This is a genomic window from Bacteroides sp. RCH18, assembly GCF_058231005.1.
In genome coordinates this window covers 1,317,960-1,330,754 of record NZ_JBIPTC010000002.1, presented here as the reverse complement: position 1 = coordinate 1,330,754, position 12,795 = coordinate 1,317,960, and the positions used below count along the sequence as shown (strand labels likewise).

The following is a 12,795-nucleotide window of genomic DNA, read 5'->3' as shown; positions in this document are numbered from 1 at the left end:
AGAAGGACAATGATTTCACATCCGGGAGAAACGGCCATTTCTTCCGGATACTTTTTTGCATAGTACATTAAGTTAAAAAAGGTTCAACAATCGTTTTTTCTATATTTTATCAGTTATATAGCATTTATTCCCCTTAATTATATATTTCACATCCCCTGCTACCTGCGTTATTATCTTCATCACCTCTTCCAAAGTGGCTTGCTGTTGGAAACGGAAACTATACGATTTATTGTTCAGGCTGTGAAGGCTATAAACAAAGGTATAGGGAAATTTGCGTTCGAGACTCGTGAAAATCTCATCGAGATGCATATCACTGAAAACCAGTTCTCCACGCTGCCAGGCAGTCACATCCTCTATCCGAGGCGATTGGAGGCTACGTTTCCGGGTCTGTTTATTATACGTTATCTGCTCATTGGGTTTAAGTATTACATTAGATATCAGATTATTAAATTCTACCTTCACACTACCTTCCAGCAGAGTTGCAATCAGTTCATTGTTCTCCGGATAGGCATTCACGTTAAACTCTGTACCTAAAGCTGTTATTTGAAAATCATTGGCTTTCACTATAAAAGGATGTTTTTCATCCGGCTTTACCTGAAAATTTGCTTCGCCAATCAAATATACGCTTCTGGTCTTACCGGCAAACTGCTCCGGGTACAGTAAGGTGCTTCTCGAATTTAGCATCACCCGGGTACCATCGGGCAATGTAAGTTCTCGTATTTCCGCCGTTGGTATGAAACATTCTACCAAGTCTTTTTGCGGTTTGTCTTTCTCCAACATAAGATAGATAGAAACAGATGATACTGCCAACAGGAAAATAGCTGCTGCTCTCCATATAAGTAACTGATACTTTTTACCGGAACCGACAGACTGCATTCCCAGATTTTGTTGCATCCGTAATATGGACTGTTGCATTCCGCGAGGTACTTTCTGTTCTCCCGCTTGTTGCCACAACGTGTGAAGTGCTTCTTTTTTTTCTTCCGCATGATTGTCGTCAGCCAACCATCGCTGCACTTTTCTACGCGTGGCCAATGAATACTCATTATGCCCGAATAACTCTATGATCTGTTGAATATAGTTTTTCATCATTAATTTCTTCCTTTATACACTAAATACAACTAAAAGAAAAACACTACTTAAAGGAAAATAGAAAAAATAAAAATAGAAGCACTTTTTTTAGTTCTATCAGTGCTAAATACACCTGATGCTCTACCGTACGGATGGAAACATTAAGCTTTTCTGCGATTTCTTTATAACTTAATCCCTTAAAACGACTCAGTTCGAATATTAACCTTCGCCGTTCAGGCATTTTTTCCAAAGTCAGGCGAACAACCAGCAACATTTCTTCATAATATATATTATTAAGGGCATCCTCCCCTTCTATCAATTCATGAAGCACTGTTTTCTCAAGGTATCCTTCCTGATATTCCCGTTCGATTTGCTGATGCTTGAAGATATTCAGAATAATGTTTCTGGTCATTATAAAGAGGTAGTTATCTAATTCATTTTCATTGTCAAGCCATATTTCCGGTTGTAACCAAAGCTTACAGAAAATATCTTGAGCAACATCTTCAGCATCAACTTCCGACTTAAGCAACAGCTGGGCATAATTCTTTACTTTCGGGAAATTAGAAATAAAAAAACGCTGAAACTTCAGCTCAATTTGGTTAACATTATTTTCCATATCCGCTAAGATTATTATCGATTACAAGTATAAAAGTAGACATTCTCAAAGATTAGAACATAATAAAGATATATTATTAATACTTGTTTGCATATATTTATAATTATTCCGTATATAAAACAAAAACACATAAATATTGACAATACCAAATAGCGATATCGTCATACCAAAAGAGAAGAGAATAAAAGTATGTATAAGAAATTGACTTTGTATCTAAAAAGAGGAAAAATAACGAATCAACAATAAAAGGGGAATAAGAGAGAAAACCAGTAAAAAGAAAAAGCTCTGATAATCAGAGCTTTCATTTGCTTCAAAGTGGAGCTGGAGGGAATCGAACCCTCGTCCAAACGAGGAAATCATAAGCTTTCTACATGCTTATCTTTGCCTAAATTTTCGTGCAGGAGCAGAACCAAAGCCATCAATTCCTGCCTTATCCTCTAAAGTTTCATCAAAAACGCGAGGCCGCTTCTGACTATCCCCGATGTTACTGCACCACTGAACCGGAATGCTTCGGAGCAACAGCTTCCGAGTGATGTCTCGTCCTGGCACCTAGTGCCTGGATTAAGCTAATCTACTGTGATTCGATTAAGCAGCAAGAGCGTAATTAGTTTCGCCAGATAAAGTTTTGATAACTGAGATTTAAGTGGAAATTACCGACCCACTGCATGCTTACCTACCATTTCTGCCCGCTGTCAAATCCAGTCAACCCCATGACTTTGTAACGGTCTGAAAATCAAAAGAGAACAATCGTTATTTTATATTTGAGAAACAAATAAGGGATAAATAATACATCATATCCTTTCAATAATCCTGTTTTCTTTGGCACAAAGATACATATTCTTTTGTTACTAACCATCATATATTTGCAAATATTAGCCGATGATATGCTATCCGGTATACAGAGATATATCATGAGCGGAGGCAGACTTGGTTCCTAGACATACAACATTTGTAGGCCCGGTTATTTCCAACTTACCAACATTATCCGTACATTTGTGGAATATAATAAATACTATCAACCCCAAAAAGCAATGGAAGAACCATTTGATTATTCTCAAGTACCTTTCACATTCGGAATGTGCGCTGCCGAAAATTGCCCGCAAGCCTCGACTTGCCTGCGACAGATAGCTTTAAAACACGCCCCTGCAAACAAAGTTTTTCTGCCAATTATGAATCCAAACCATATAAAGGGCATAAAAGAAAAATGTGACTATTTCTGTTCGAACGAAAAGGTGCGCTACGCCAAAGGATTCATGTGCACAATAAATGCACTCACAGTGCGCGTGGCAAACACGTTCCGCTACCGGATGATCGGATATCTGGGACGTAAAAACTACTACTTGAAACGCAGTGGCAAACTGGCGCTCACTCCCGCCGAGCAGCAATGGGTTATAAACACCGCCAAAGAACTGGGAGTCATTCAAAGTGAGTATTTCGACAGTTATATAGTAGAGTATAACTGGGACAGGTAAGGGAGATTTCCGTTTCAAGTAAAGAAACGACAGTTTCCTCGTAGAGAAACGCAAGTATCCCCGTAGAGAAACGACCGTTTCCTCGCCGGGAAACCATCGTGTCCTCGTAAGGGAACGACAAGGAAACTGCAATCATCTATTATACAAGACATTAGTATAGACTAAGGAAGTTGCTATCTAACAAAAAGAACCTATATATGCTAAAAACTTTTGCAACCATCTGTATTATCGGTATGTTCACATCTAGTTGTATATCAAAAAAGGCTTCCCGGACCGAAGGCTCCCATGAAGCAGAACAGGAACTGACAATGATTGTCGGTACTTACACTTCGGGAGACAGTAAAGGTCTCTATAGTTTCCGATTCAATGAAGAAAACGGAACCGCAACCGCACTCAGTGAAGCGGAAGTGGAAAACCCATCTTATCTCGTACCTTCTGCCGACGGCAAATTCATCTATGCAGTCAGCGAATTCAGCAACGAACAAGCTGCTGCCAACGCGTTTGCTTTCAATAAGGAGGAAGGAACTTTCCGACTGCTGAATACGCAGAAAACCGGAGGCGAAGATCCTTGCTACATCATTACCAACGGAAGTAATGTGGTTACTGCCAATTACAGTGGAGGAAGCATTTCTGTCTTCCCGATCGATAAGGACGGTTCACTTCTCCCCGCTTCTGAGGTGGTGAAGTTCAAAGGTTCGGGAGCCGACAAGGAACGTCAGGAGAAACCGCATCTGCATTGTGTCCGCATCACGCCGGATGGCAAATACTTATTTGCAGACGATCTGGGCACGGACCAGATACACAAATTTATTGTTAATCCGAATGCAAAGGCAGACAATGAAGATGTTTTTCTGAAAGAAGGAAGTCCCGCCTCTTATAAAGTAGAAGCCGGTTCGGGTCCCCGCCATCTGACATTTGCACCGAATGGAAGCTATGCGTATCTCATCAATGAACTATCGGGAACAGTCATTGCGTTTGAATATAACGATGGAGAGTTAAAAGAAATTCAGACTATTGCTGCCGACACTGTGGGAGCCAAAGGAAGTGGTGATATTCATATCAGCCCGGACGGCAAATTCCTGTATGCAAGTAACCGGCTAAAGGCTGACGGACTGGCGATCTTCAGTATCCATCCGGAAAACGGTATGCTGACGAAAGTCGGTTATCAACTGACAGGCATTCACCCGCGCAATTTCATTATCACGCCTAACGGCAAGTATTTGCTGGTGGCTTGTCGGGATAGTAATGTGATACAGGTTTATGAAAGGGATACGGATACAGGATTACTGACGGATATACGTAAAGATATAAAGGTGGACAAGCCTGTCTGCATCAAATTTGTACCGTAAACAGGAAGAAGTACTTGGTTAGCACCGGACTGAAACAAGAGTACGCCGGTCCTAACCAAGAACCAATACTTCCTAACCAATCAGACTACGAAAAGCCTGAATACCCTGATGATTGATATCCAATCTTTCTACCTCACTCAGCAACCGAACGGATTTCTCTTTTTCGTTCAATCCCCAATAACCCAATGCCATCATATATTTGCAGTGAATGACGTTTCGTATGGTCAGGTCATCTTCCCATATTAACAAATCGGGTAGTGACACTGCAAAATAATCCATTTTAACCTTGTCAAAAAGATGTTTCTCTCCGTAAGTTGTCAGTTTATGGAAGCGTCCGTTAGCCTCATCCATGCGGTTCAGTTTCAACAAAGCCAGTCCCTGATAGAAAATCTTATCTGGTTTTGCATCATTGTAGTACATGGCAGCAGCCGGTTCGGTAGGACCGACAATCGCTTGTTCCCAGCATTCCACCGCTTTGTCATTCTGCCCCAGACCTTCATAAGCGCAACCCATGAAATAATAGAAATCATTTTCCTGTGCACCGTGCAACTTACCTTCACCCAAGTGATGCGGATATTCAAGACACTCTTCCAGCAACGAGACAGCTTCACTGTAATTCCCGGCTTCAAGTGCTTTCTTCGCCAGTTCCACACGGGCAAACTGATATTGTCCCGGTACTTTTCCTTCGCCGCCTTCCCACGGATGGAAGATATGCGCATCAAGTAACGTTTTAGCCTTTTCATACTCGCCTGTCTGATTCAGCAAAGTGATCTCTTCCAGTACGAGGTCGTCACGTTGCGCTATCAATTCGGGGTATTGCTGCAAGAACGCCAGACGTTCGGAATGCGGACGACGGACACGTTTATAGAGCTGATCCAATTCCATCAACACACGTGCATCGGTCGTATCGAGTTGGAAAGCACGTTCCATATATTCGATGGCCGTTGCTTCTTCATCCTTTTTGTTAAAGTTAGCCAAAGCCAGATTACGCCATATCGTAGGGAACTTGTCGTCCAGTCCGGCGGAAGTTTCCCATGCTTCGAGTGCCAAATCGTACTGACGTTTATCGTAGTACAAATTACCCAGATAATAAGGTGCTTTCGCATCATTCGGATTTTGTTCCATAGCACATTGCAAAGCAAGGATGGCTTCCAGGCGGTTAGGAAAACAATAGTCCGGACAAGCGGCGGCGGCATCGGCAAATGCCTGTTCCGCACCGGATAACTTACCTTGAACAAGACACCAACCCAAGTAATAATAAGTCATCGGTGTTACACTGCCTTCAGCGATAGCTACATTCCACAAAGAAGCGGCTTCTGTCCAGCAACCGGCAGCACAATAATCGAGTGCGATTTCATCATAGTTGTGAGCTTCGCCACGCATCATCGCTTTTAAAGTAAGCAGGTCTTCGGCAGCATTGGTTATCAGGTACTTCTCATAACGGCAACCGAAGTTGAATTTATCAATAGCCAATGAATCTTCAATCACTTGCAAGGCTTCTTCCGCTTTCCCCATCTGACGGAGAATGGTCGTTTTCAGAGCACGTGCCTTATGATTATGCCAGTTGCGGATAAGCGAACGGTCCACTTCGTCCAAAGCGTCTTCCAGACGTCCTTGCATCGTAGCAATCTGAGCACAGGCAAAATAACCGGCATCCTGCCAGGCTGCATTCCAGCATGATTTATAGAAACGGTCGTAAGCCTCATTATAGCGTCCCTGATATTTCAAGGCAAGTCCGAGATTATAGATAGGCTCTCCATCATACGGATTCGGGTTGCGCTTCTGCAAGGTCTTCACTGCCGTAAGCAAGTATTGTTCAGCTTTACGGAAACGGCCTTTACGGATATACCATAATCCGAGTGCATTATTGCTACGCACATCGATCGGGTCACGGCGCAAGGCTTCTTCGTAATAGTCTACCGGATTATAGGTGGCGTGTCTGTATTGTTCCAGATGTAAGCCTGTCAGATAGAGTTGCTCGGTTGTTTTTATTTCTTCCGGCAATAAAGCAGCTTCGGCGGCATCCGGAATCGGTTTTACTTCGTCCGGTTCGGCATGCCAATAAAGAAGTTCCTTGCCGTTTGCAGTGATTTCAAGATTCAGTTTGTTCAACTTCTCCCCTGCTACGTCTACCGTTTCATTCAATAGTTCTTCCGGAGTAATGGTCACTTGCTTGCTATAATACACTTTTCCATCGTCACCTTTCAGCACTACATTAACCACCTGCTTAGACGTTGCGAATATCTTGAAACGTACCTCCTTTTCACCTTCCGGTTCTATGTTCATCAACAAATCTTTGCTTGCATTCTTCACCACTCCCAGTTCACGGTAAGGCAGGAAGTACTGTACGAAGCTCTTTTCTTCGTAAGGTTGCAGCCATGTAAAGTCCGGCTGGTTCTCGGTATAGACACCTGCCATCAGTTCGATGTAAGGTCCGTCCTCATCAGTCAGATTGCGGTCCCATGCACGGCCGAAATCACCGTTTCCCCATGTCCATTGCTTTTTGCCCGGAGAAATATGATGATTTGCCACATGAAGCATACCTGCACAAGTGTCGTTTTCGTAGCCACCCTCAAAGTTGTAGCGGGAGTTGACAGCCATATACGAAGTAGGAACTTTGATATTCTTATAGTTCGAAATGTCTACTCCGGCAGAATAGTCCATCTTATAATAAGTACCCGTTGCTATAGGGAAGCTGGATACGGCACGCTTTCCATGATCGAACACCGCATTGATATCGGGCGGAAATACGCTCTGATAGTAGTCGTTCACCGCTACGGCAGGATTCGCCCACCACAGGAAGGTTTGCGGCACTTCGGTACGGTTGTAGAGCACCCCTTTTATTTCAAGAAAAGCATGTCCCGGACGGAGTGTGAAGCCTGCCATCCCTTTCTGATGAAACATCCGTTCCATTTCGTTCACCCATACAGTGACGCTGCCGTCAGCATTTTCTTCAATCGTCGTATCTACAGGCATATAAGTACTGGGACGATGATGCTGAGGCCAGTTAAACTCAATACCTCCCGAAATCCACGGACCTGCCAGCCCCACTAATGCAGGTTTAATCACGTGATTGTAATAAATAAAATGACGTTCCCTGATCTTGTCATAAGCCATTTGTACACGACCGCCTAACTCGGGCAGAATCATCACCTTGATGTATTCGTTTTCAATAAAGATAGCTTCGTATTCCTTATCTACTTTTTCATCGGACATCGATTCGATGACAGGATAAGGATAAACCACTCCACTACTGCCCTGGTAGACACGTTTCTCCAGGAAAATAGGATTCTTTTCCGGTTTACCTACTTCATAAGTAGGAATTACAACCTTTTCTTTCCATGCTTTTACCATGATATTATTAATTATATCTTTTTATTTTATCAGATCTTTCTCCAATGTCTCCAGTGATTTCCCTTTTGTCTCAGGCAATGCACGCAGGAAGAAAAGGAAGCCTAAGACGCAAATAGCCGAATAAATCCAGAAGGTGCCGTAACTGCCCAATGCAGTATTCAGCAACGGGAATGTGTAGGTAAGCGTAAAACTACCGACCCACAAAGCGAAAGTACAAGTTGCCATAGCGACACCACGCACGCGGTTGGGGAATATCTCAGCAAGCAGTACCCACGTGATAGGTCCCAGAGACATGGCATAACAAGCTATCGCCAACACTACCAGCACTACCATAAAGAAACCGCTGACCTGAAAAAAGTAACACGTACCGAGAACCAGATAAATACCTGCCAGTCCTCCAGCCCCCAAAAGCATCAGAGCACGGCGCCCCAAACGTTCGACCGTATAGATAGCCACAAACGTAAAAATCACATTCGCTACACCGGTCACCACAATATTAAAAAGTACATCACCCAGCGAATAACCCGCTGACTGGAATATTTCCTGTGCATAATTGAAAATCACATTCGTACCGCACCATTGCTGGAACACAGCCACAATAACACCCAGTACGAGTACCTTACGGAACGGGCGACTGAACAATAATTTCAATCCTCCTTCCGACTTGGAAGCAGAGGTTTGTTCCACCATCTGAAGTTCCTGCTCCGCATAGCGGTTTCCTCCTATCCGGCTGAGCACACTCCATGCTTTCTCTCTTTTGCCTTTCATTGCCAGCCAACGGGGACTTTCGGGAATAAAACAGGCTAGCAGCAAGAATACCGCTGCCGGAAATGCTGCTCCCCAAAACATCCAGCGCCATCCCATCTGCCCGTTCCATGAAGCACAGATATCGGCAGGCGTAAAGTCGGCAGGTATAGGCTCGGCTATCAGCCAGTTGGCTATTTGTGCACCAAGGATTCCTAATACAATAGTCAGTTGATTGAGGGACACCAGTTTCCCCCGGATGGAAGTCGGAGCTACTTCGGCAATGTACATCGGAGACAGCCCCGAAGCGATACCGATGCCGATACCTCCCAAAAAGCGTGCTGCCAAAAACCAGCTGAATACGGAAAATGCACCGGTAGCGTATGCGGAAGATAAAAAGATAAATGCGGAAATCAGCAAGAGAGGTTTCCTGCCATAGCGGTCAGCCATCATACCGGCTACCATAGCACCGATCAGACAGCCAAGCAGGGCTACACTCATAGCCAGTCCCTGCATCATCGGCGAATCGGCAATACCGAAATAGAGTTCATAGAAAGGTTTCGCTCCTCCGATTACCACCCAGTCATACCCAAAGAGCAGACCGCCCATCGCAGAAACCAAACAAATGGAATAGACAAACTTTTTATTATAACTTTTCATACCACTAGAAGATTGATTAATTGATGTTGCAAAGATAGAGCGTATCCAAAGCACAAAAAATAGAATTTCATTTTATAAAGATGGACAATCTTATTTTTAATGTATTATTTGACAGATCGCATACATTATTATATATTTGCGCAGAATAACCAATTATGTACTATGGTAAAACTAAAAGATGGATTTACCGGGGAAAGAGCCTTAGTATTGCCCCGCATCATCGTTGATAAGATGGAAGAGGACCCGCTGACCTCCATGCTGCATATCACTGACATCGGATATTATCCCAAAGCCAAGCATCATTTTCGGGAACGGAAAGAGCCCATCAATCAATATGTCTTCATCTATTGTATTGATGGTGCCGGATCTTACCGGATCGGAGACCAGGAATATACCGTCTCCGCCAATCAGTATTTTATTCTTCCGGCAGGAGTCCCGCATTCATACGCTTCCAACAAATCGACGCCATGGACTATTTACTGGATACACTTCAAAGGTATTCTTGCTCCATTCTATGCCAAAGACGCCAACCGTCCGATGGATATTCAGCCCGAACAACACTCCCGCATCAGTACGCGGATCAACCTGTTTGAAGAGATATTCAATACACTCAAAAATGGTTATAGCAACGAGAACCTGCGCTATGCGTTTTCGATGTTTCACTTTTATCTGGGAACATTACGCTATGTCCAGCAATATCGTAATGCAGGTACCAATGAAGCAAAAGATGAGGGAATAGTGAACGTTGCCATCCACTACATGAAAGAGAACATGGAGAAACATCTGAGTCTGGAAGAGATATCGACGCAAATCGGATATTCTCCGTCGCACTTCTCCATGTTGTTCAAAAAGCAAACGGGACACAGTCCGCTTACTTACTTTAATCTGCTAAAGATGCAGCAGGCCTGCCTGTTGCTGGACACCACCGATATGAAGATAAATCAGATATGCTATAAAATAGGCATTGAAGATACTTATTATTTTTCCCGCCTGTTCAGCAAGATCATGGGAATGTCACCGCGGGAATATCGTAAATCAAAAAAAGGCTGACTAAAAAGTCGGTGGTAACTTCCAACTCTCCTCCTTCGGGAAGGAGGGGAATTGTGGGTAGTTCAGACTTTTTAGTCAGCCTATATAATCATTCTTATTTCTTCTCTATAGTCAGAACAAACTGGCGCAAATAAACCTGCTGTTCTTCATCACTCACATTCGTGAAGCGGACAAACTTCACAGGAGCTTTCTGCAAACCGGCCGACAATCTGCTTTCTTTCTGCTTCAGATCCACCGTTTTCCATTCCTTGCCGTCCGTAGAGATTTCAAGGCGTCCCCATGTGCAAGGAGCATCCTTACCAAAATTTATCTGAATATTCTCTCCCGGATAGATAGCATCCAGTTCTATTTCAACACTGTTTCCGGCTGCCCATTTCACGACTTCATTGGCAGGAGAAATGAGTACACGATTCGCTTTCACCTGCAACGGCAGGTTCTTGATCTGCTCCACATTACTGATCATCTTATGCGGCATATAATCGGTAGTGGCATCCAGATGAGCATTAAACTTTTGATTGAAGAATTTCACAACTGTGGCAAAAGTCTGGTCAATTAATGGTTTTATCACTCGCGTAGCTGTCTTTACTCCCGGTTGATAAGGATTCTGATTACTCGTCTGATCGATATAGAACATCTGTTGCTGCAAAGCCTTCACATGATTGTATTTCCGCAGAAAATAAGATTCATTCCGGCCTTCTACCATCTTCAGCACTTCTTCTCCCATTTCAGCCGTCAGTTTAAACTGATGCACCCAAGGAGTGATTTCCGCAATCAACGGTTTGTTCTCCGTATTCATCAACAGGATATCGGCGGATTCTTTCATACGTTCGAACGTATATTGAAGTGTTTCGAAATCTGCCTTATCGTAATTATTGCCTTCTTTGAACGCTTTCAGGAAACGTTCGGCAGCCGGTTGGATATCCATAGATTCTTCGCGACGGTATCCGTGTCCGTTAGGTCCCAAGTCGGAATTGTGCATTGCAAAGCATTCAAGTTCTTCCGCTGCACTTGGCAGAATGGTACGGATCGCATCCTTCCACGTCTGCCATGTATCATACTTGGCAGGATTCCACGCATAACTTGCCACACTATAGATCGCTATCTTTGACGATTCGGCATGTTCCATCGGATTGGTTACGAAGCCCGACATCTCTTTGGCAATCGTAGTATCGTTGCCATACACAGGACCGAGAAGCAGATGATCGCGCACATAATCGGACACCGGGAAGTTCCACCAGATATAAGCCGGACGCTTGATTCGTTCGTTAATCCACGAAATGCCGTCACGGGTAATATCGGAAATGACACGGTCTCCCGTCCACATGATCTGAATGGAAGGATTGAGTTTATCGCCCAGCGTAGTCAGATAATTGCCATTAGGATTCGACCAGCTTTTATTATATTCTGTAGGACACATCACCAGTTGGTTTATATCCGGTTTTACCTGTACGAATTTCTCATCAATGTAGTTCAGCAGTTCCGCTTGTTTCTGCGGATTAGTGCCCTCACCGGAGATATCATCAAAGAATACGGCAAACGAACGGACACCGAGCTGATACATCTTCTCAAACTTAGCGAGCAGAAGATCACGGTCTTCCTGATTCCATTTGATATCCTGTCCCGGATGGATCGCCCATACAAAGTCAACTTCATTTTCGTTGGCTACCGCCACCAATTCCTGCAATTGGGCAGCTTCTTTGTCGGGATAAGGCAAACGCCAGTTGGGAGCACTATGATACGGATCATCTTTCGGACCGTATATATAAGTGTTCATCTTGTTTTTACCATAAAACTTCAGTTGGCTGAGGCGTGCCTGATGGCTCCAGGGAGTTCCGTAAAATCCTTCTACCACTCCACGATACCGTACAGAAGGGTAATCTTTGATTTCTACTTCAGGCAGCTTTCCGTCTTTCAGCAATTGCGCAAAAGTTTGCAGAGCGTAATAAGTACCTCGTTCGTCGTTTCCGGCCAATACGATTTCCTTCTCATTCACAGACAGGTAATAGCCTTCTTTGTGGTCAGGAATCTGGCGGCTATATTTACGCACACTCTTGTCACCTTTCTCACCAATAGAAATAAGCATCCCTTTCTTGCTGCTTTGTTTACCGGAAAGCAGTTCTTTCAGTACCTTTACAGCATGCGGATTGGCTTCTTCCCCGCCATTCAGCTGATAGACAGCAGGCAGATCGATGGTCTTGTTTTGAACAATGAGTTGTTGAGGAGGGGGTTGCAGACTAACATTCTGCGCAAAGGTAGTAACAGCACACAGGAGGCAGGCTCCCAACAGATAAATCTTGTTGTTTTTCATAAGTTGTAATAATGGGGGTTAGTTATCATGACTTATATCATGGTGCAAAGAAACACTAATTTATCAAATTAAGCAAATTTATGAGGAACCTAGATCAAACAAATCAAAAAGAGCAAACAAAATAATCATAAAGACATACTTTTCTGATTTATTATTTCTATCTTCGTCCGCTGT

The 12,795-nt window shown here is 43.6% G+C and carries 8 protein-coding genes and 1 other RNA gene; 3 read left to right on the top strand and 6 right to left on the bottom strand.

Annotated features, from left to right (window positions below; translation table 11 throughout):
* Positions 1-99: 99 nt before the first annotated feature.
* The 3 genes from ACHLI0_RS20325 to ssrA form a co-directional block, all read right to left on the bottom strand.
* Entirely contained in the window at positions 100-1,086 is a 987-nt protein-coding gene (locus ACHLI0_RS20325) for a FecR family protein (protein WP_032813904.1), read from the bottom strand.
* 46 nt (positions 1,087-1,132) lie between these two features.
* Positions 1,133-1,684: an RNA polymerase sigma-70 factor gene (locus tag ACHLI0_RS20320; protein ID WP_008760068.1), complete on the bottom strand. Its 552-nt coding sequence runs from the start codon at positions 1,682-1,684 to the stop codon at positions 1,133-1,135.
* Positions 1,685-1,997: 313 nt separating this feature from the next.
* Positions 1,998-2,394, bottom strand: a transfer-messenger RNA (tmRNA) gene (gene ssrA / locus ACHLI0_RS20315).
* A 321-nt stretch (positions 2,395-2,715) separates the two neighbouring features.
* Between ssrA and ACHLI0_RS20310 the strand changes: the two genes are divergently transcribed.
* Positions 2,716-3,156, top strand: a complete 441-nt coding sequence (locus ACHLI0_RS20310) for a DUF6078 family protein (RefSeq protein WP_234138367.1) — start codon at positions 2,716-2,718, stop codon at positions 3,154-3,156.
* 197 nt (positions 3,157-3,353) lie between these two features.
* Positions 3,354-4,505, top strand: coding sequence for a lactonase family protein (locus tag ACHLI0_RS20305; RefSeq protein WP_490749928.1), 1,152 nt, complete (start codon positions 3,354-3,356; stop codon positions 4,503-4,505).
* 72 nt (positions 4,506-4,577) lie between these two features.
* Here the strand turns inward: ACHLI0_RS20305 and ACHLI0_RS20300 are convergent, their stop codons facing one another.
* Both ACHLI0_RS20300 and ACHLI0_RS20295 read right to left on the bottom strand, forming a co-directional pair.
* On the bottom strand, positions 4,578-7,859 hold the full coding sequence (locus ACHLI0_RS20300) for a DUF5107 domain-containing protein (RefSeq protein WP_490749927.1): 3,282 nt from the start codon (positions 7,857-7,859) through the stop codon (positions 4,578-4,580).
* 21 nt (positions 7,860-7,880) lie between these two features.
* A complete protein-coding gene (locus ACHLI0_RS20295) occupies positions 7,881-9,263 on the bottom strand; it encodes a sugar porter family MFS transporter (RefSeq protein ID WP_490749926.1) in 1,383 nt (460 codons plus the stop codon).
* 162 nt (positions 9,264-9,425) lie between these two features.
* On the opposite strand from ACHLI0_RS20295, the gene ACHLI0_RS20290 reads away from it, so the two are divergent.
* Positions 9,426-10,313, top strand: coding sequence for an AraC family transcriptional regulator (locus ACHLI0_RS20290; protein ID WP_217719791.1), 888 nt, complete (start codon positions 9,426-9,428; stop codon positions 10,311-10,313).
* 94 nt (positions 10,314-10,407) lie between these two features.
* Here ACHLI0_RS20290 and ACHLI0_RS20285 read toward each other — a convergent pair whose 3' ends face one another.
* Positions 10,408-12,621: a beta-N-acetylglucosaminidase gene (locus ACHLI0_RS20285; protein ID WP_490749925.1), complete on the bottom strand. Its 2,214-nt coding sequence runs from the start codon at positions 12,619-12,621 to the stop codon at positions 10,408-10,410.
* Between the last annotated feature and the right edge of the window lie 174 nt (positions 12,622-12,795).